This is a genomic window from Stenotrophobium rhamnosiphilum, assembly GCF_003052265.1.
In the GTDB taxonomy this organism is placed as follows: Bacteria; Pseudomonadota; Gammaproteobacteria; order Nevskiales; family Nevskiaceae; genus Stenotrophobium; species Stenotrophobium rhamnosiphilum.
On the sequence record NZ_QANS01000007.1, the window covers coordinates 23,413 to 42,911 of the forward strand.

Genomic DNA, 19,499 nt, shown 5'->3' on the forward strand with positions numbered 1-19,499 from the left:
ATGCCTCCTTCTGTGATTCGCCGGCCTTATGCCAGCGAGGGTTTACGCTCGTGTGAGGGTGGGATGTGTAGGCCCTCCCTGTATTTAGCGACCGTGCGACGCGCAACTTGAATGCCTTCTTTCAAAAGCATGTCTGCGATGGTCGAGTCGGAAAGGGGGCTGGTGACATCTTCCCCCGCGATCAGGCGTTTGATCATGGCCTGAATCGCTGTAGCTGAGCACACGCCACCTTGAGTGGTTTGGACGTGGCTGGAAAAGAAATACTTGAGTTCGTACAGCCCACGTGGCGTGAGCATGAACTTATTGGCGGTAGCTCTTGAAACAGTGGACTCATGAATCCCCAACTGCTCGGACACGTCTCGCAACACCAGCGGACGCATTGCCTCGTCTCCATAATCTAGGAAAGCGCGCTGTTCTTCAACTATGCACTGTGCAACGCGTAAAAGCGTTTCGTTGCGCGCTTCTAAGCTATTGATAAAGTAGCGAGCTTCTTGCAAATGTTGCTTCAGCATAAGCTGGTCACGAGAGGTATCTGCCCTCTTAATGAAGCCTTGGTAGTAACTATTGACCCGCAGTTTTGGCGAATGTTCCGGGTTTAACGAAACCCGCCAGCGGCCGTTGTGCTTGCTGACATGTACATCTGGCGCAATGTAGTTGCTCTCATGCGGCTGAAACGGGCGGCCAGGATGTGGTTGCAACGTGCGGATCAGTGCCAGTGCTTCAATGATGATGTCGTGCTTCAGGCCAGTGGCTTTCGCAATCACTTGCACATCGCGCCGACCCAAAACCGCGAGATGTTTGGTGATCAATTGCAGCGCGGCTTCGAGCCCCGGTGTGTCGGGCGCCAACTGTTGCAACTGCAAGTGCAAACACTCGCCGAGATCACGTGCAGCAATGCCGGGCGGATCAAAGTTTTGTACCAGCGCCAACACCGCTTCAATGTGCGCGCGTTTGACCTTGAGCTCTGCGCAAAGGCGCTCGCTGATATCAGTCCAATCCTCTAGGTAACCGTCGTCATTGACGGCGTCTACGAGATTGGCAGCGATTTGTAGATCGACATCATTCAGCGGAGCCAGATCCAACTGCTCCATCAAGTGTTCGCGCAGGCTCGTCGCGTTGTGTTGATTGGCGCGCTGATAGTCCTGCAGATCATCGTCGTCGCTATTGCTTTTGCTGCTCGGCGAAAAGTCGTCGTAGACCTCGCTCCAGTCGGCATCGACCGGCATCTCTTCAGAGATTTCAGCGGCACCATCCACTTCCTTAAGCATTGGCTCATCAGAGGAAGATTCGCCGACAGGTTCGCCAAGGGCTTGTTCGTCTGAGGGAAGATCGTCCTCGTCGCGCTCCAGCATCACGTTAGCGTCCAGTGCCTGCTGGATCTCCTGCTGGAGATCGAGACTCGACAGCTGCAACAGGCGAATGGCCTGCTGCAAGGCTGGTGTCATCGCGAGGCTTTGGCCAATCCGTAGGCCGAGGGACTGCTTCATTGGGCTGCTAATAGGGGGTGGGTGAAGAACGCCTCGATTCTATGCTGGCACGAATTTTGATAACAACTCTAAAGAACGTAGGACAAAAGCTCTTTATCGATCAATCTGCTTTCAATATTTTGTAAACGCTGAATTTTTTGTTTGAGAAAATTTTGAAAAATTAAATTCAAAATATCTTCATTGTTATGTTGCGGTGCGATAAAGGCTGTTGTTTACACAGCTTGCGGGCGACTATGGGTAAACAATAGTTGCAGTGAATCTCAATGGCTCTTAGGTTTCGCGACCAGCCATTTCAAATTCCAACCAAACCTTCGCCTGAATGACTAAGAAAGCTACTTTCAAGGCCCACGCGCTTTTGCAGAATTCGCATCTGCAGACGTTGTGGCCGGCATTGCTGCGTCCCTTGCCGATATTAGAAATTCGCCGCGAACGCTTAGAGCTGCCAGACGGGGATTTTGTTGATCTGGGTTGGAGCGGTGCTGTTGCGACAGGTGCGCCGCTTGCCGTATTGGTGCATGGCTTGACCGGCAGCTTCGATTCCAAATACCTGCGCGGCACAGCACAGAAGTTGGTCGCGCTAGGTTGGCGCACGGTGATGCTGCAATTGCGCGGTGCAGGGCCTGAGCCTAATCGTCTGCGCAAGTCGTATCACCAAGGTGATACGGCGGATCTGCGATATTTGCTGCAACTGTTGCGTGCACGCGAGCCGGATACTTTTTTGGCTGTGGTCGGCTGGTCGTTAGGCGGCAACATCACGCTCAAAGCGATGGGTGAAGAAGGTGATCGAGCGCCGGTGAATTGTGCGGCGGCATCGAGTGTGCCGTTTCGTTTGCGGCCTTGCGTTGATGTTTTGCGCCAAGGCTTTGCACGCAACTATCAAAACAAAATGTTGCGCGAACTCAAGGTGCAAATGTGGCGCAAGCACGCAGTAGTTGCGGCGCCAGCAGAAATTAATTTACAGCTTGCGGATGCTGCGCAAGATTTTATCGAGTGGGACAACGCCTACACCGCGCCACTGAATGGTTTTGCCGATGCGGAGGATTACTACGCACGCAGCGAGTGCGCGCCGTTCATTCCGGAGATTCGGCGCCCAACGCTGATCGTGCATTCGGTTGATGATCCGTTCATGGATCCCACCATCACTCCAAACGCTGAAGCACTTGCGCCGCAAGTTGCATTGGAACTAACGCCACGTGGCGGACACGTTGGGTTTGTTGCAAGTGGACGCTGGGGCCAGCCGGTGTATTGGCTGGAACATCGCCTCGTCGATTTTTTGCAGAGCGAACTACAAAAGCGTTAGTGCTTTTTCTGGATGAACTCGATTTTGTAACCGTCGGGATCTTCCACAAACGCAATCACCGTGCTGCCGTGTTTCATCGGGCCAGCTTCACGCGTGACTTTGCCGCCACGTTGTTTGACGCGCTCACACGCGGCATAGGCGTCATCCACTTCAATCGCGATGTGGCCATAGCCAGTGCCGATTTCGTAGTGATCAACGCCCCAGTTGTGTGTGAGTTCCAGCACGGCGCCGTCGTCTTCGCTTTGATGGCCGAGGAAGGCAAGCGTGAATTTTCCTTCTGGATAATCTTTGCGGCGCAGCAACTTCATGTCGAGCACGTTGTTATAAAACCCGATCGCGCGATCCATATCGCCGACGCGCAGCATCGTGTGCATGATTCTCATGGTGACTCCGTATTAGTTGATTGTTACAGCGCTGGAGCCGGGCAGCTGCGTAATCAAATCTGCGCCGAGTAATTTAGACGGCGTGTAAGCGCCGCCGGGCACATTGTTCTTGAGCAAATATTCGGTGATAGCCAGCGAGCCGGTGATGGTCAGGCTGTAGCCATTCGCGGTTTTGATCCGCGCGGTTTTCTTCTCGCCTTTAGCGTTGCTGACTTCGCCCCAGACATATGTCGTGAGTTTGTCGCGTGTTGCGCTGTCGGGACCTTTCACAGTTTTGCCAATGCGGTTCTTGAGGAAAGCTTGCACAGGCGCAAAGCCGAGCAGCCAGCGAATATGGTTGGCGCGCTTGGCGTTGGCGATCAGTTTTGGTGAGCCCGGAATAAAGACTTCGACATTCGGAATGCCGGTGCTGTGATACGCCGTGGAGACGTCGCCCCATGGAATCGTCATCGCCAGTTTTTCGCCATTACCAAAATCAATTTTGCGAACTTCGTAGGCGAGTGGCACCGAAACAATTTTGCCGTTGCGACGAATCTTGCCGCCTTGTGCCAGACCTTCAACGGAAGTTTTAGCGGTGCCTGGCGAAAAGCCAGAGCGAGAGTCAAAACCCAGCGTCAGCTTGGTCGCGTCAGGCAGCGCGTGCTTGAGCATGGCGGCGATGCAATCGGTCGGGATCACGTCAAAGCCGACGCCCGGGCAAATCACCACGCCAGCTTGGCGCGCCGGCACGTTTTGCGCCTGCGCGTGTTCAAACACACTGATCTCGCCAGCGATATCGAGGTAATGCGCCTTGGCCTGAATGCAGGCTGCGATCATTGGTGCGCTGGTCGCCGAGAAGGGGCCTGCGCAGTGCAGAACCAACCCAACGCCGCCCAGATGGCTGCTGATTTCGGTGGGGGTGCCGAGGTCGAACACGCGATGTTCCAGGCCAAGCTCTTTGCCTAGGGCCGCGATTTTGGCGGCATTACGACCCGCAAGAATAGGTGTCAGGCCGCGGGACTTGGCCTCGCGGGCGATAAGTTCGCCGGTGTAGCCGTTGGCGCCATAGATCAGCCAATTCATGGAATTCTCGAGGTCTTTAAAGTGGAGGGCGCCAAAGGTAGGGGCGGGCACCATTTGGGTCAAGATTGGCCGCGCTAAATTCGACGGCAACGTCGCTCAGTGTTACTATCGCCCGGCAATTGTTTCAAGCAGTTCTTTCACCGCGGTTTATCTGTGCCCGTCCTCGTGACGGTGCTGTTTTCAGTCCCGGCTAACTTTCTTGATCGCTTGCATCCCAGCGGGTGCTTTGCCCGTAACTTTTTGAAAGGATGTCGTTATATGTCAGCAGTAGCAACCGGTACGGTTAAGTGGTTCAACGAAGCTAAAGGCTTCGGTTTCATCACTCCAGAAGCAGGCGGTGAAGATCTTTTCGCGCATTTCCGCGAAATCCAGTCTTCCGGCTTCAAGACCTTGAAAGAAGGTCAGCGCGTTGAGTTCGTCGCCGCGCGCGGCCCTAAGGGCATGCAGGCCAGCCAGATTCGCCCTCTCTAAGATTTAGTTCTTAGTTGGTGAGTCAAACAAGAAACCCAGCTTCGGCTGGGTTTCTTGTTTGTAGCGCCTTACTTCTTGGCGCCCCGATGTACCGCCATCGGCCCTGGTGCCTGACAGACCGGCATCAACGTAATTTCATTGATGTTGACGTGAGCCGGACGCGTTGCCGCCCAATGCACAGAGTCAGCAATGTCATCGGCGGAGAGTGGCTGCGTGTCTTGATACACCGACGCCGCTTTAGCCTCATCGCCTTTCAAGCGCACCTGCGAAAACTCAGTGCCGCCTGATAAGCCGGGCGCGACATACGTCACACGCACTGGCGTGCCGATCAGATCAGCGCGCAGATTTTTGCTGAACTGACGCACAAAAGCTTTGCTGCCGCCGTAAGCGTTACCGCCGGGATAAGCGAATTCTCCTGCGACGGAGCCCATGTTCACGATATGCCCACGGCCGCGCGCGATCATGCCGGGCAGAATCGTGTGCGTGCAGTACATCAAGCCTTTGATGTTGGTATCGACCATCACATCCCAGTCATCGACCTCGGCATGTGCTGCGCTCAAGGTGCCTAGCGCGAGGCCCGCGTTGTTCACGAGGATGTCGATATCTGAAAACGCGGGTGGTAGCGAGGCGATAGCGCCTTCAACGTCTTCGCGATCGCGCACATCCAATGGAATTGCATGCACTAAATCGCCCAGCTCTTTTTGCAGAGCATCGAGACGATCCACGCGACGTCCGCAGATCACGATGCGGCAGCCGTCAGCAAGAAAGCGACGCGTAATGGCCAGACCAAATCCGGCGGTGGCGCCAGTCACAAAAACCACAGGTGGTGTTTGCATAGAAAACTCCGCAGAACAATTCGACGTTGTAATGGTCACATCAATACAGACAGTTTAGCGCCGCATGGGCACATGCGGCTAAACTCGGGCATCAAGAATCGGAGAGCGTAATGACGTCGGCAAAAATGCAGGGTTGGGTGCGTGTTGTGGCATTTGTGGATCTGCTGGCGACAGCGCCGCTGGCGATTCCTGAAATCTCAAACGCATACGCTGCTTTGCTGCTGTCTGGGTTCGGCTTGTTGGGTGATGCTTCGGCTTATGTGCCTTTGCCACTCACGACTTCGGTGTTCTGCGTGCTCACCGGCATTCTTGGCATCCTGTGGAACGGCTGCCGTTTGATGCGTCCGGATTCTTTCTTGGTGCGCGCCGATATCTGGGGCCGACTGGGTGTGGCCTCAGCGCTGATTTATTTCTTGGTCGTACACCAAGCACCTGTAGTGCTTTGGGTGTTTGTCGCCACCGAACTGATTGGCGCGGTGGTTGAAAAGCGTGCCTTGTCTAGCCTGCGTGCTGGCGGCTGGGCTTAAGATTAAAAACTATAGGGTGCGCGTCGCGCGCACCCTAGTACTGATTATTTAGCGGCGCCGCGTTTAGGCTTCAGCATCGTGCCGCTGCATTTAGGTTTGCCGCAACGGCATTCCCAGATTTTCTTCAAACGCGGCGTGTGGCGTTCTTCCAGCTTGATGCCGTAGTCATAAGTCAGTTCTTCACCGGCTTTGATTGGGCGAAGCGATTCAATGACAACGCGATCTTTGACCAGATTGCCACCTTCATCTTCGATCATGAAAGGCTGGCAGTTGGGCGTGCAGCTGTGATTGATCCAGCGTGCGTCATTCCCTTCGTTATCGCCGTCGATTACGTATTTATCATTCAGCGTAAACAGAAACGTGTGGCCGCTTTCTGGGCTGCCAGCGCCGTGCTTGTCTGCCTGCTTGTGAGTGATTCTGCGACCGCGGTACTCGATGAGTTCTTCACCTTTAGGCAGGTTGCGAGCGGCGAATACGCCGTTGCCGTGAATGGCGGAGCGGCGGACGATAATGGACTTGGGCATAGGCTTACGACTCTTGGGGGCGCACATTGTCGCTAAGTAGCGCTGGGAAGCAATGGTTTATTCAGCTAATCGTGTTTGTTCATCTTCCTAATCGGTCATGCAACAATCACGCCCAGTTCAATTGGGGGTTTTACGATGCCGCGAATCAGTGCCAACGGGCTTGAGTTTGAATACGAAACTTTTGGTAATGCCAAAGATCCTGTGCTGTTGTTGATCATGGGTTTGGGTGGCCAGTTAACGCAGTGGCCCGACGACTTTTGCACTGCGTTGGCGCAGGGCGGCTACTACGTTATTCGCTACGACAATCGCGATGTCGGCCTTTCAACGCGCTTGGGTCATCTTGGCAAAGCCAAGTTGATGAGTGCGGGCATTTTGTCGACGTTGAGGCTGCCGGTGAAAGCGCCATACAAGCTCGACGACATGGCGGCAGATGCCGTCGGCTTGCTCGATGCCTTGTCGATTCCGTCTGCACATATCGTTGGCATTTCGATGGGCGGCATGATTGGACAGATTGTTGCGGCCAAGCACGCAGCGCGCGTGCGCAGTTTTGTTTCGATCATGTCGAGCAGCGGTCATAAGAACCTGCCGGGCCCGAGCCTGCGCATTCAGAAGCGCTTGGTGAAACGCCCCAAGACCTTGGATCGTGAATCTTTGATTGCCCATGGCATGGAGACTTGGCGCTTGATTGGCAGCCCGGCTTATCCAACGTCGACCGAAGCGCTGCGCGCGAAAGTAGAAGGCGCATTTAATCGCGCGAGCTATCCGCAGGGCTTGGGGCGGCAGACGCTGGCGATCCTCGCATCAGGTAGTCGCATGCCGCTGTTGCCGAAGATCACGGCGCCGACCTTGGTGATTCACGGCGACAAGGATCCGCTGGTGCCCGTGGCGGCGGCGTATAACCTCGCGCGATTCATCCCTGGCGCTAAGTTGGAAATCATTCAAGGCATGGGTCACGACTTGCCGCCGCAGTTATTGCCAAAGTTGCAGGGCATGATTTTGTCGCATGTAAAAAGTGCCGCCTAAGCCCGACACGCTAGGGCAACACAAAATCTGTGGCTAAGGGAACGGGCAGCAGATTGAGATGTCATTCATAACTCGTTTCATGTTGGGGCTGACCTGATGAACCCATCCACCGTGCTGATCAAACTAACTGCGCTTGCCGCACTGACGCTCAGCGCCGCGGCCTGTACCGGCAGCGTTAATCTGGATGTCACCGACGCGCCAGTCGATGGCGCCAGCAAGGTGGTAGTGGAAGTCAGTGGCGTCACTTTTCAGCCGACCGGCGCGGATGCGTTTACCGTCGACTTTGATACGCCGCTCAGCATTGATCTGTTAGCGCTCCGAGATGGAGATACAGAGCCCCTGATCAGCGGCAAGAAAATGCGTGACGGCAGCTACGATTCAATAAAGCTGTTGGTGAATGCGAGCGGCGATGGATCAGATTCATACATCACGTTAACGAGCGATCCAACGACCAAAATTCCTTTGGTCTTGGCGTCTGAAGATGAAGATGGCTTAACGATTACGGGTGGCTTCTCGGTAGAAAAAGACGAGACGCAGAACTACGTGATTGATTTTGATCTGCGTAAATCCGTGCGTGATCCGGCAACTGGCGAAACCGACTATCAGCTCAAGCCTGCTTTGCGCTTAGTGAATGCCGATAAGAGCGGCAGCATTGTCGGAACGGTGACAGGAGCAGGCGCTAGCGGCTGTGCGCCAGCGGTGTATGTCTATAAGGGCAGTAATGCCACGGCGGGCGATGAAGGCAGCGCCAATCCACCATATGCCAGTACGCGGATTTATCTCGACAGCGCCGATAGCAAGTACAAGTACTTTGTATCGTTCTTGCCGCCTGGCAATTACACCGTTGCTGCGACCTGTTCAGCAGATGAGGATAGCGCTGATGACAGCGGAGATATCACGCTGACGGGTGCGGTGAACAAGAGCGTGCAGACCGGTGTGCAGGCAGAAATCGACTTCACGCTTTAAACAGCGCGCGGAGCTTCTTCAGTCTGAGACTCGATTTTGTCTTTAGCCGCCTGAATCGCATCGGTCGCTACATCAGTAATCTTGCGACGATGTGCGTTCAGTGCCGTCTCGAAAGCGGGCGGCGGATCCAATGGCTCTGAGCGGCCATTGATCAAATCTTCTTCGAATTCCAAAGGTGGAATCAGCAGTTTGTTGTCGGCATCAAAGCCGCCGAAGACGATGAAGTCGACGTCGCGCTCATGCTCAAGCAGGCGCATCCAATGCGTTTCATCGTTCTTGCGGTTATAGATGCGGAACCACGCACCCAGCGTTAAGTAATCACGCAGGGGCTTATTGCGCGCAGTTTCGCGCTGCGGATTCGGAGCAACTTTTTGCGGTGCCGGTGCTTTCTGTTCGAGATAAGCTTCGATCTCATCATGCAGCGCACGCAAGCTGGAAACGGCTTCTTCATTGCGTTCGCGCGGCATGCGCTCAAGCACCAGCGCGTCTTCCAGATCGTCACGCACTTGCGATCGATCGGTGTTGGAAAGCTCTGCTGCGCGAATCAAATCAACGCTGCGAATCACGCGCTCAGCAAGATTCAGTGACTGTGCCCACAGCGGGCTGGCGATGCTATGACGTAGCAGCGTTAAGCCGAGGAACGGGCGCAGCGCACGGTCAATCAACAACTCAGCCGTCGCGAGCAACTCACGTGCTTCCGTGACGCGCTGTAGTTCTTCATCAACGCGCTGCATGCCGCGCTGAACAATGGTTTTGCGACGCGTAGCTGCCTCTTCGTCCATGTGTCCGAGGAAGGCTTGAACATCGTCTTCGGATACAGGCGTAGGCTTTTCGATGTTTGCACGAACGACAGGCGCATCTGGCGTCAACAGTGGCGCCATGGCTTCCGAGAGCGCATTCAAGCTCGCGGTTGGATCATGCGGCGAAGTGCGTGCACTGCTGGCGGTTGTGGCCAAATCGTGCAGCAAGGTGCGCAGCGGATGATGCGTGTTGCTAATAAAGCTTGGATCAGACAATGCTGCTTTCAGTACAGGAAAGCGCAGCGTCTCCAGCGTCGGCTTGATCGAATCAGGCAGCGCGGCATCATTCTGGAAACCATCAAACATGCGGCCAATCAAATCGGCGCGCTGTGCAATCGGTTCTTGGAGTTGGTTGGCTTGTGGCTTCTGCACCCAAGCAGACAGACGCTCAGACAGTTCAGACGCCAAGCTCGCATCGGTGTAACCCGCATACGAGGCATAGCCAGCGGGGAGCGGTAGACCATAGGCGCCAATTGGCGCACGCATTGGCATTGGGCCGCCGGGGTACGCGCCCGGTGGAACGCTGCCGTAATGATCTGGGCCCATGCCGGCATTCATGCCTATGTTGCCGCCGTATGCAGCGCCGACGTTACCACCGAAACCTGCACCGGGTGCGCCAAAGCCTGCGCCCGGAGGTGCAAAGCCGGCACCAGGAGGCGCGAAGCCAGCGCCCTGAGGCGGCGCAAAACCTGCGTGATTGCCAGCGCCCATTGCGCCACCGACGCCATTGGCCCCATTAGCGCCAGCATGGCCATTCGGCGTTGCGAAATAACCACTTGATGCATTGCCGTTTGCGCCGCTGACGCCCGAGAAGGGTGATCCCTGCGGATGCGCAACCGCGCCGAGCGCACTGAGCATGCTGCTCATCTGCGATGACTGAAAAGCGTTTTCTTTCGTTGGCTCTTCGCCAGCGGCCGGCCCCTGCATGGTCGACGCAGCTTGGATGCCGTTTTCGTCTAGCGCGCTGAGCAGGCGGTTGTAGAGTTCGCCGAGTTGAATCATCACGGTGCGCTCAAACAGCTTGAGCACAACAAGGCGAGATTCAATTTCCATTTCAATGGTGCGCGAGGCCTCAAGGAAGGCTTCGCTAATCGCCAGTGGTTCCATCACAAAACAAGGAACGTGCTCGTGGCGGTGGTCAGAGGCCCATTCGAGGCGGCGGCTCAGTTCAAACAACTGATCGCGGAACAGGCCTTCGGCGCGTGCCGTCATATTGGTCAGCGCGATGGACTCTTCCAGCTCTTCCGTCGGCTGCATCGACAGCTCGCCGTCGAATTTGTATTTGCTGGGTTTTTTGCGCTTGCTGGGCTGATCAAACTGCGCAGCAAACGCTTTGAAGAAGTGCTCGACAACATCGGGTTTGCGTACGCGCAAAACGCGCATCAGGCTCATGCAGCGATGCTGTTCCTCGCCAATGGCGCGACGTGCCCAGTCAAACAGGGTGTCGTCGGCGCAGTCGAACATGGCCTTGATCTGCACATGGAGGACGTCGGTGGTCTGTTGCTTCAAAAGCTTGGCTAGCGGGCCCGGCGCAGACTGCGCTTGGGCCGCAGCTGCCGGCTGCTTCTGAAATAACGAGGTCACACTACCTAACATTGGCGTCCCTGCTCCATCTACCGTTTTTCCGCATGCGCATTGCTGCGTTTGAAGCTGCCTGAGCTGCTTCCATTCCCAAGTCGTCTGGTCCGTGCAGCTTGTGCCGCCGGCCGGGTGTTTTTTGGCCTTCTAAAAGTGTGAGGTAAGTCACAGAAGTCATTGATAGGAAAGATAGCGATCTGATAGGTCCTTGGCAATGTAAATGATCAACTCGTCATTTATTAGACAAAAACGATCTACGGGCGATACAGCCAGCTATGTGGCAGAGCCTTATAACTACAGGCTTTGAAGCCAATTCCTACATTTTATTTACAGCTGATTGGTAGCATCAGAACAACAGGTATTTCCGACCTTTTGGGGCGATCTGCGCAAAGCAGCGCACATTAAGTTCGATAATTAAAAACAAGCATGGAGAGCCAGCGCGATTGCGTTAGCCGACTTCAGCGATTTTTTGTGCCCGTGATGAATTCAAAACACGCCGCACGCTAGTCCCGCCGCCAGTGTTTGTCCTAGCTCAATGCAACGCTTGCGAGTTGCATCATCCAGTGCGCCTTTAACAATGATGGCGTCAGCGACTTTGCTCCAGCCGTAACCAATGGCAATGCGCTCAATCGCACTCACGGCACCCGTGCCGTCGTTTTCAGCGTTGACGAATACGGCGTAGGGCAGGCCGGTAACTTTGCCTTGGGCAGGGTAATAAGTGCGATCCAAAAAATCTTTGACGGCACCAGACATGTAACCAAAATTTTCTGGTGTGCCGATCAATAAGCCTTGTGCCCACAACAAATCATCAAGGCCCGCGTCGAGTGCGCGTAAGCAGCGCAATTCAATGTCTTCAGAAAATTCTGCAACGCCATCGCGCACCGCTTGCATCATCGCTTCGGTGTGCCCTGTTTGGCTGCTGTAAATCAGCAAGAGATTTTTCATGCGCAAAGTGTAGTGCAGACGCGTTGTTCAGTTGAGGTTCAGTTCTAGACGTGCAAAGTCTGCTCACGTTGAGGCATGCCGGATCCGATTTGGTCCTGCCGCGATGCATCACTTAGGTGGCGGTTCATGCAAATGGCCCGTTGCAAGATTTATCTTATTAAAGAGGATTCAAAATGAAACCCAAGCATCTCCGTGTCGCCCTGGTCGCTGCTGCAGCAATGTCTTTCATGCCGTTTGTTGCTTCGGCTTTTGATTACAACTATGTCGAGGGTGGTTACTTGCATCGCGACAATGATTTGTCCGATGAAGGCGGTTTCCGTCTCGCAGGTGCATTTGATATCGCACCGAACATTGGTGTGTTCGGCGAATATGACAACGTAAGTTCATATGACCAGTTCACTGCTGGCTTGCAGTATCACGCCCCAATCAACAACGACTTGGACTTCACCGCTGGCGCATCCGTTGAGCACTTCACCGGTGCCGGCGACAGCAACACGGGCTTAGGCCTGCGCGCTGGCGTGCGTTGGGACATCGTGCCTGGCCAATGGGAATTGAATCCTGAACTGCGTTACATCCGCATCGATGGCGAGAACCTGACCTCGGCACGCGTCGGCGGTCTGTATCACATCAACAAGAACTTCGCGGTTAACGCTGCGCTGCAGGGTGGTGATGACGATCGCGTTGAAGCGGGTCTGCGTTACAGCTTCTAACGTTTCTGTTGTTTGATTCGGGCCAGTCGCGTTATGCGGCTGGCCCTTTCCATTGGGTCCAGCATATCGCTGTGCTACATGCGAAAATCTGCGCATGACCTCTTCCAACAATCCTGCCCCTCAGCCTTCGCGTGCTCGCGTGGTGACGGCGGTCGGTTTTGGACAGATGTTGGCTTGGGGCTCCAGCTATTACTTGCTGGCAATTATTGCTCGGCCGATGGCGGCGGGACTTGGTCTTAACCCTGTTTGGATTTACGCCGCATTTTCAGCGGCACTACTCGTTGCTGCACTACTCGGCCCTTGGGTCGGCGCACGCATCGATCGTCATGGCGGCGGCAAAGTATTGCTGTTCTCCAACGCGGTGTTCGCCGCAGGTTTAACCACCTTGGCGGTATCGCAAGGGCCGGTGAGCATGATCGCTGGTTGGTTATTGATCGGCGCTGCGATGCCGATGGGTTTATATGATGCGGCGTTCTCAACGCTGGTCAGTCTTTATCGTTTGGAAGCGCGCCGTTCCATTGTCGGCGTTACCTTGATCGGCGGTTTTGCGAGCTCTGTGAGTTGGCCGCTGACTGCCGCACTCGACGCGCATTTTGGCTGGCGTGTGGCTTGTGCTGTTTGGGCTGTATTGCATCTCACGGTCGGCATGGGCATCCATGCTTTTCTGGTGCCTCGCGTTAAGCCGGTGGCGATACATCCTGATGCGACCGAAACAGTTCAGCCTGTCGCTGCGCCCTCAAACACAACGCTGTGGATTCTCGCGGCGACGTTCACCTGCAACGGTTTTATCTTCGCAGCGATGGCCGCGCATCTGCCACGGGTGTTGCAAGCTGCTGGCTGCACGCCGACCGCGGCGGTGGCTGCTGCTGCATTGCTAGGCGTCTCACAGGTGGTGGCGCGATTGGCTGACGCGGGATTTTTGCATCGTGTACATCCGCTGATTGCAGGACGCATTGCAGTGTCGCTCCATCCCCTTGGCGCTTTTTTACTGTTTGTATTTGGTGCGCCAGTTGCCGTTGTCTTTACTGCGCTGCATGGCGCCAGTGTTGGGCTGATGACGATTGTGAAAGGAACATTGCCGCTGGCTTTGTTCGGATCAGCAGGCTTTGGCCGTCGTGCAGGTTTGTTGGAAGCACCGTCACGCGTCGTTCAAGCGCTCGCGCCGATTGCCTTCGGACTCATGCTCGATTCCTGGGGCGCGCACGTGTTGTGGATATCGGGCGCGATTGGTTGCGTGGGTTTCTGCGGCCTGATGATCCTGCGCACTAAAAACGCGCGCCCGGTATAAGCCGGGCGCGATCATGCGGGTGTTTTAGCGGCGACGCGCAGTCTTTTTGACCGCTTTCTTCACGGCTTTTTTAGCGGCAACTTTTTTCTTCGGCGCGGCCTTTTTCTTGGCGGCCGGTTTGCGACGTGCAGCGGGTTTTGAGCTGTTTTTCTTCAGCACATCAATCAGCGCGTCGAGCGCTTTGGCAACCGGTGTGCCTTTGACGGATGAGCGGAATGCATCGATGCGATCTTCATGCGAGATCACCCAATTCAAAGCAGCGTCAGCAGCTTTTGCGCGCAGCAAAGCGACTTGTTTCTTGCTTTTGTTGGTCTGGGCGGTGAGGCGTTTGCGGACATTCTTGATCTGCGATTCAAGCTTGGTGCGAGTGCTCATGCGTGACTCCACGTGGCAAATGAGATTTGAGAATAGCACTAACGCTGTACGGCGCTAGTGCCTAGCAGCAGTCGATTTAAATACCCATGCTACTGAGGCTTGTTGCGATTTGCCCCAAAGTGCTGGCGAGTGTTGGATGTTCACTCTCAAATTGAGTGATCACACCTGAGATCTCGTTGCGCACTGAGGCGTTGCCATCAGCGTCGTCGGCGTTTTCGATCTGGCGCTCAATCGCTGCACGCGGTCGCGAGATTGCGGCTCGTGGAACTTCAAGCTGTCGAGGTCGCTGCGCAGACTCTCCAGTGTTTCACGTAGCTCTACCTTGTTCATGATTAATCTCCGGTGGGCTGACCTCATGCTAGCTCACGCAGACATTCTGTGCAGCAGCCCGTAGCAGTCACATCCAAGTTCGCAACTACGGCGTATGGTTGAAAGTGAATTGATCAGAAGGTCAGCATGCGCTTGCGAATTTTTCTCCTTGTAACGCTATTGAGTGCTGCGCTCTGTCATGTCCCGGCTGGAGCATCGGTACTGTCATGGAGCGATGTCGAGCAGATGCCACTGCCATCTGCTGGAGAGCAAATGGCCTATGGATCACTGCCACTGCAGTTCGGTGAATTGCGGATGCCAAGTGGACAGGGGCCATTTCCAGTCGCTGTATTGATTCATGGTGGATGCTGGCTGTCGGACTTTGATCGCGGCTATATGACGCATATGGCGGCTGCTCTGACAAAGATGGGTATCGCGACTTGGACCATCGAATATCGGCGTGTGGACGACGAAGGCGGCGGCTGGCCCGGCACCTTTCAGGACGTCGCAAAAGCGTTGGACTATTTGCCAGTGCTGGCCAAAACGAAATCTCTCGATCTCAAACGTGTGATTGCAGTGGGCCACTCTTCCGGAGGGCAACTCGCGCTTTGGCTGGCCGCGCGACATAAATTGCCCCGCAGCAGCACGCTCTATACGCCGCATCCATTCGCGCTATCCGGTGTGATTGGGCTTTCCCCGATCACTGATCTGGAGACTTATCGGATCGGCATGCCTGGTAGTTGTAATGCTGCCGTGGACGATTTGTTGAACGGGTCGGCCAAAGAGGTTCCGCTGCGGTATGCGCAAACCTCACCGCGGGCATTGCTACCTTTGGGTGTGCCGCAGCGATTGATTCAAGGTGAGCAGGATTCAGTGGTATCCATTGGTTCGACTTCCATCTATGCGGCAGCGGCAAAAGCGGCAGGTGATTCTGTCGTTTTAACGGAGCTTCCCGGCGTCGGTCATTTTGAGCCGGCGTTGCCGTTGAAGCCTGTGTGGCCAAAAGTACAGACGGCGGTACGCGGGTTGCTGAATATTCGATAGCCACCGTACTTTGGCTGAGCCGCCAATTGATGTTGAATTACGGTCAATGCGTTGCGCGTACATTCGCGTAATGTGGAGACATAACTGACGCAGGATTAAACCGTGACCGCATCCAAGACTTCCGTTGCCGACGCATTACTCGATGCGCATGTTCATTTCATTCTTGACCAAATCAGTGGCGAGGCTTTACAGCCGCTGATTGAAGGTGAGCTCGATGCTTTGCTGGTCAATGCTAAAAAGTTGAAGCTCAATGATTGCGTGACGCGCAAGATGATCAAGGATGTTGCGCTGGCTTATGCAGCAGACCTTGAGCTGGGTGCTGGTATTCCTGAATTGGTTGGTGATGTTGCACGCGCTTTGTATGCGCACGATGCGCATGAGAAAACCAGTTTTGGTGATTTGTTGAGCGACGAGCATTTCAGCGACATCGCCGACAAGGTGCTGGAGCTCAAATCTCTGCGCGAAAAAATTGTGCACGAGGCAGTCGCAAGCCCGCTCTACGTCAGCTTCGCGTCAGATCTTCTGTACAACGGCATCAAGGGCTATCTCGCGCAGAACGCCGTCACCCGCAATATTCCCGGCGCTGGCTCGATGATGAAGCTGGGCAAGGCCGTGATGAGCAAGGCCACGCCAAATCTCGAAGCGTCAATCGAAGATGGTCTCAAGAAATATATTGGTCAGAGCGTTAAAGCGACTTCAAAAGGCAGCGCTGGCTTGCTGCTCAAATATGCCGACGACGAAACGCTGCGCGATTTGGCCCATGAATTCTGGTTGCGCATCAAACCGCTGAAAATCGCATCGCTACGCGAAGACATCAGCAGTCTTGATGTCGAAGAAGGCTTTGTCACCGCCTACGAGTTCTGGCGCACGTTGCGTGGCACCAGCTTCTATCGCGTGATGATTGGCGCAGGCATTGATGCGTTCTTTGACAAGTATGGCGACGCCAGCTTGTCTGAGCTGCTGGATGATCTTGGCATTGATCGCAGCATGATGATGCGTGAAGCGATGCGCTTTGCGCCGCCGGTGATCAAGGCACTCAACAAGAAGAAAATGATTGAGCCGGTGATTCGCCGCAATCTGGCGCGCTTCTATCAGTCGGATGCAGCGCGCGCCGTTTTAGACGCGCGCTGATCTCGATTAAGCGAAAACCGTCACGGTCTGACGACTGAGCGCGACAGGGCGTCGCTGTGCATCCCACAGCAGCGCGGTCTGGCTCAAGTAGCCGCCTTCGCCGCGCGTAACTTCCGCATCCATCAGCCACCAGCCCGGTTCGGCGCTGGTCTCGTTGTAATCGTTGCGCAGCAATTCCAGCGTCCACGTCAGTGAGCTGGCCGGTGCTGGTCTCTTCAGCATCGACAGTGCAGGCGTAGGGATGATGTCGCACAGCGCGACCATATGCGCTTCGCTGCTTACCGGTTCATCCAATCGAATGTAGATGCCGGTATGTGCTTCGCTGGCGCCGCTGAAGGGCGGTGTGCCGCGAGCCCAACGCAGTGCGCAATGTTCAAGAAAGCGCGGCGTGATGCCAGGAAATAAAGGCATGTTCTTCAGGCTTTCTGCGGACGGCAGTTCTGGATAGACGGTGTTGTCGACTTTAAGACTCGACTCACGTTCGCTGCCGAAAACACCAACGACGAGGCAACCGGTTTCGCCGCCAGAAATCAGGCGCGCTTCTGCATGCGTCACCGACTTGCCGGTGCGCAGCACGCGAGCTTGCACGGTGACATCGCCGACGAGAACGGGACCAATAAACGTGACCTGCAAAACGCGCAGCGGAATATGTGCAGGCACGAGTTTGCGCATCGCCGTCAGCGCCATTGCAGCCTGCAATCCGCCAAAAGCGGTGCGGCCCTGTGTCCAGTCTTCGCTAACGTTAAAAACGAGTGAATCGCCATCGACGCGCGACTGCGTTAGCAGTGGCGTAAATCCAGTGGTGTTGCTCATGGGGAGGGACATCCAAGTAGTAAGAACTATGCGGCACTCAAAGCCGACGATACTGAATCGTCGACAAAGTGAGCACTGCAAGGCAAATGTACGGCGTATGGGGTGACGGTTTTGTGTTGTTATTAAACATTTACATATAAATCTAAGTTTGTTTATTAAAAACAATCTTTGTAGTGTGTGGATCAATCCCCAAGATCACGTCGACTTGCTTTAAGTGCGCCGCGTTTGGTCTTGCCATCAAGCCGCTTCATCTTGGAAGCGCGTGTCGGTTTGGTCACTTTGCGTTTGCGTGGCACAACCGCTGCGCGTGCAATCAATTCTTGCAGACGCTCTAGTGCATCATTGCGGTTCTGTTCAAGGCTGCGCGAGGCCTGCGCTTTGATCACGATCACGCCATCGTTGTTGATGCGCTGATCGCGCTGAGTCAGCAGCCGCTCTTTGCAATCGTCCGGCAGCGACGACGCGCGGATATCGAAGCGCAAATGCGCAGCCGTCGAGGTCTTGTTGACGTTTTGGCCGCCTGCGCCTTGTGAGCGCACGGCAGTGAACTCAACTTCGTCCAAGGAAATGCTGAGGCGGGGTGTGATGACCAACATGGAAACACGATGCGAGAAGTGATTTTGCGGAATACTACGCCCCTAGCCGGTTGAGGCTGAAATGGAAGAGCCCCGATGATTGAATCCCGACTAATGGAATGCGAAACCAAAATCGCATATCAAGAAGAAACACTGCGCGTGCTGAATGAAGTGGTGACGCGACAGCAGAATGAAATTGACCAGCTCAAGATGGCTTGCCGCCAGCTCGCCGAACGCATCGCGCGTGGCAGTGCTGAAGGCGCTGTCAAAGGCTCGTTCGCAGATGAAGTGCCGCCACATTATTAAGCGCGCGGCTTGTGTCTAACGCATACGGCTGATTCAGCGTCAGGACGACGGGAATAAGCTGGAGGGACTATGAAATATTCAAAAATTATTGGCACCGGCAGTTATCTGCCAGATCGAGTAGTTACCAACCAAGAGTTGCAGACTCGCATCGAAACCACCGACGAGTGGATCGTGTCGCGTACGGGTATCGAAGCACGTCATGTGGCGGCTGACGATGAACTGACCAGCGATCTCGCGTTGCAGGCGGGACGTCGCGCGATGGAGTCAGCGGGCGTCACTGCCGATGACATCGATCTGATTGTTGTCGCAACCACTACGCCAGACATGGTGTTCCCGTCGACCGCTTGCTTGCTGCAAGCCAAGCTCGGCGTGAAGAAAGGCGCAGCGTTTGATGTGCAGGCCGTTTGCACCGGCTTCATCTACGCGCTCGCCACTGCCGATAAATTCATCGCCAGCGGCGCACACAAATGCGCGCTGGTGGTTGGTGCCGAAGTGTTCTCGCGCTTGCTCGATTGGAATGATCGTCGCACCTGCGTGTTGTTTGGTGATGGTGCGGGCGCGGTGGTGATCAAGGCATCTGACGAGCCCGGAATTTATTCCAGCCATCTGCACTCCGATGGCAGTCACGGTCATATCCTGCGCGTTGCAGGCGGAATCGCCGAAGGCAAAGTGCGCGGCAATCCATTTTTGGAAATGGATGGTGCCGCAGTGTTCAAGCTGGCGGTGCGCGTGCTTGATGAGTGCGCGCGCGAAGCGCTCACACACAACAACGTTGAGGCCTCGCAACTGGATTGGTACATCCCACACCAAGCTAATCTGCGCATCATCAATTCCATCGCCAATAAGCTGGGCTTGCCGCCGGAGCGCGTGGTGACGACGGTTGCGCGCCATGGCAATACCTCAGCGGCATCAGTGCCACTTGCGCTCGACACGGCCGTTCGCGACGGGCGTATCAAAGATGGCCAATTAGTCATGCTGCAAGGTGTGGGTGGCGGTATGACTTGGGGTTCTGTGTTGTTGCGTTGGTAAGAATTGGTTACAGGAGT

General features: G+C 55.2%; 23 protein-coding genes. 11 read left to right on the forward strand and 12 right to left on the reverse strand.

Features of this window, described 5'->3' with window-relative positions:
• Positions 1-26: 26 nt before the first annotated feature.
• Complete coding sequence (locus CJD38_RS16030; protein ID WP_107941395.1) at positions 27-1,487, reverse strand: RNA polymerase factor sigma-54; 1,461 nt, start codon at positions 1,485-1,487, stop codon at positions 27-29.
• 319 nt (positions 1,488-1,806) lie between these two features.
• Here CJD38_RS16030 and CJD38_RS16035 point away from each other — a divergent pair, with 319 nt between their 5' ends.
• Positions 1,807-2,787, forward strand: coding sequence for a hydrolase (locus CJD38_RS16035; RefSeq protein ID WP_107941396.1), 981 nt, complete (start codon positions 1,807-1,809; stop codon positions 2,785-2,787).
• Here the strand turns inward: CJD38_RS16035 and gloA are convergent.
• The gene (gene gloA, locus CJD38_RS16040) at positions 2,784-3,170 is read right to left on the reverse strand and encodes a lactoylglutathione lyase (protein WP_107941397.1); all 387 of its coding nucleotides are present in this window, start codon (positions 3,168-3,170) and stop codon (positions 2,784-2,786) included. The two genes, CJD38_RS16035 and gloA, sit on opposite strands and share 4 nt — an antisense overlap.
• Positions 3,171-3,182: 12 nt before the next feature.
• Entirely contained in the window at positions 3,183-4,232 is a 1,050-nt protein-coding gene (locus tag CJD38_RS16045) for a saccharopine dehydrogenase family protein (RefSeq protein ID WP_107941398.1), read from the reverse strand.
• A 258-nt stretch (positions 4,233-4,490) separates the two neighbouring features.
• On the opposite strand from CJD38_RS16045, the gene CJD38_RS16050 reads away from it, so the two are divergent.
• Entirely contained in the window at positions 4,491-4,703 is a 213-nt protein-coding gene (locus CJD38_RS16050) for a cold-shock protein (RefSeq protein WP_107941399.1), read from the forward strand.
• A 68-nt stretch (positions 4,704-4,771) separates the two neighbouring features.
• Here CJD38_RS16050 and CJD38_RS16055 read toward each other — a convergent pair whose 3' ends face one another.
• Positions 4,772-5,539, reverse strand: coding sequence for an SDR family NAD(P)-dependent oxidoreductase (locus CJD38_RS16055; protein WP_107941400.1), 768 nt, complete (start codon positions 5,537-5,539; stop codon positions 4,772-4,774).
• A gap of 110 nt (positions 5,540-5,649) precedes the next feature.
• Here CJD38_RS16055 and CJD38_RS16060 point away from each other — a divergent pair, with 110 nt between their 5' ends.
• Complete coding sequence (locus tag CJD38_RS16060) at positions 5,650-6,066, forward strand: hypothetical protein (protein WP_107941401.1); 417 nt, start codon at positions 5,650-5,652, stop codon at positions 6,064-6,066.
• A 44-nt stretch (positions 6,067-6,110) separates the two neighbouring features.
• Here the strand turns inward: CJD38_RS16060 and CJD38_RS16065 are convergent, their stop codons facing one another.
• Positions 6,111-6,590 carry an SET domain-containing protein gene (locus CJD38_RS16065; protein ID WP_107941402.1) on the reverse strand — a complete coding sequence of 160 codons (480 nt, stop codon included), beginning with the start codon at positions 6,588-6,590 and terminating at the stop codon, positions 6,111-6,113.
• A gap of 135 nt (positions 6,591-6,725) precedes the next feature.
• Here CJD38_RS16065 and CJD38_RS16070 point away from each other — a divergent pair, with 135 nt between their 5' ends.
• Both CJD38_RS16070 and CJD38_RS16075 read left to right on the forward strand, forming a co-directional pair.
• Entirely contained in the window at positions 6,726-7,613 is an 888-nt protein-coding gene (locus tag CJD38_RS16070) for an alpha/beta fold hydrolase (RefSeq protein WP_107941403.1), read from the forward strand.
• A gap of 96 nt (positions 7,614-7,709) precedes the next feature.
• Entirely contained in the window at positions 7,710-8,579 is an 870-nt protein-coding gene (locus tag CJD38_RS16075; protein WP_107941404.1) for a DUF4382 domain-containing protein, read from the forward strand.
• Here the strand turns inward: CJD38_RS16075 and CJD38_RS16080 are convergent.
• Both CJD38_RS16080 and CJD38_RS16085 read right to left on the reverse strand, forming a co-directional pair.
• Positions 8,576-10,963 carry a DUF1631 family protein gene (locus CJD38_RS16080; protein WP_161554267.1) on the reverse strand — a complete coding sequence of 796 codons (2,388 nt, stop codon included), beginning with the start codon at positions 10,961-10,963 and terminating at the stop codon, positions 8,576-8,578. The two genes, CJD38_RS16075 and CJD38_RS16080, sit on opposite strands and share 4 nt — an antisense overlap.
• Positions 10,964-11,443: 480 nt before the next feature.
• A complete protein-coding gene (locus CJD38_RS16085) occupies positions 11,444-11,902 on the reverse strand; it encodes a flavodoxin family protein (protein ID WP_107941406.1) in 459 nt (152 codons plus the stop codon).
• Between the two features lie 173 nt (positions 11,903-12,075).
• Between CJD38_RS16085 and CJD38_RS16090 the strand changes: the two genes are divergently transcribed.
• Together CJD38_RS16090 and CJD38_RS16095 are read left to right on the forward strand one after the other, a co-directional pair.
• The gene (locus CJD38_RS16090; protein ID WP_107941407.1) at positions 12,076-12,612 is read left to right on the forward strand and encodes a hypothetical protein; all 537 of its coding nucleotides are present in this window, start codon (positions 12,076-12,078) and stop codon (positions 12,610-12,612) included.
• Positions 12,613-12,706: 94 nt separating this feature from the next.
• Positions 12,707-13,900 carry an MFS transporter gene (locus CJD38_RS16095; RefSeq protein WP_107941408.1) on the forward strand — a complete coding sequence of 398 codons (1,194 nt, stop codon included), beginning with the start codon at positions 12,707-12,709 and terminating at the stop codon, positions 13,898-13,900.
• 24 nt (positions 13,901-13,924) lie between these two features.
• On the opposite strand, the gene CJD38_RS18590 is transcribed toward CJD38_RS16095, so the two are convergent.
• The 3 genes from CJD38_RS18590 to CJD38_RS18725 all read right to left on the reverse strand — a co-directional run bounded on the left by CJD38_RS18590 (position 13,925) and on the right by CJD38_RS18725 (position 14,605).
• A complete protein-coding gene (locus CJD38_RS18590; RefSeq protein ID WP_206363038.1) occupies positions 13,925-14,275 on the reverse strand; it encodes a hypothetical protein in 351 nt (116 codons plus the stop codon).
• 76 nt (positions 14,276-14,351) lie between these two features.
• Entirely contained in the window at positions 14,352-14,507 is a 156-nt protein-coding gene (locus CJD38_RS18955) for a DUF4404 family protein (protein ID WP_366511350.1), read from the reverse strand.
• Positions 14,435-14,605: a hypothetical protein gene (locus CJD38_RS18725; RefSeq protein WP_240783687.1), complete on the reverse strand. Its 171-nt coding sequence runs from the start codon at positions 14,603-14,605 to the stop codon at positions 14,435-14,437. Before CJD38_RS18725 ends, CJD38_RS18955 begins: the two co-directional genes overlap by 73 nt.
• Before the next feature lie 126 nt (positions 14,606-14,731).
• Between CJD38_RS18725 and CJD38_RS16110 the strand changes: the two genes are divergently transcribed.
• Positions 14,732-15,628 (forward strand): alpha/beta hydrolase family protein, encoded by an 897-nt coding sequence (locus CJD38_RS16110; RefSeq protein WP_206363039.1) that lies wholly within the window; start codon positions 14,732-14,734, stop codon positions 15,626-15,628.
• Positions 15,629-15,730: 102 nt separating this feature from the next.
• Positions 15,731-16,759: a hypothetical protein gene (locus CJD38_RS16115; RefSeq protein WP_107941411.1), complete on the forward strand. Its 1,029-nt coding sequence runs from the start codon at positions 15,731-15,733 to the stop codon at positions 16,757-16,759.
• Positions 16,760-16,765: 6 nt separating this feature from the next.
• Here the strand turns inward: CJD38_RS16115 and CJD38_RS16120 are convergent, their stop codons facing one another.
• Positions 16,766-17,572, reverse strand: a complete 807-nt coding sequence (locus tag CJD38_RS16120) for an acyl-CoA thioesterase (protein ID WP_107941412.1) — start codon at positions 17,570-17,572, stop codon at positions 16,766-16,768.
• Between the two features lie 182 nt (positions 17,573-17,754).
• Complete coding sequence (gene arfB / locus CJD38_RS16125) at positions 17,755-18,168, reverse strand: alternative ribosome rescue aminoacyl-tRNA hydrolase ArfB (RefSeq protein ID WP_107941413.1); 414 nt, start codon at positions 18,166-18,168, stop codon at positions 17,755-17,757.
• Between the two features lie 75 nt (positions 18,169-18,243).
• Here arfB and CJD38_RS16130 point away from each other — a divergent pair, with 75 nt between their 5' ends.
• Positions 18,244-18,453, forward strand: a complete 210-nt coding sequence (locus CJD38_RS16130) for a SlyX family protein (protein WP_107941414.1) — start codon at positions 18,244-18,246, stop codon at positions 18,451-18,453.
• 69 nt (positions 18,454-18,522) lie between these two features.
• Positions 18,523-19,482 (forward strand): beta-ketoacyl-ACP synthase III, encoded by a 960-nt coding sequence (locus CJD38_RS16135; protein ID WP_107941415.1) that lies wholly within the window; start codon positions 18,523-18,525, stop codon positions 19,480-19,482.
• The last annotated feature ends 17 nt before the right edge of the window (positions 19,483-19,499 follow it).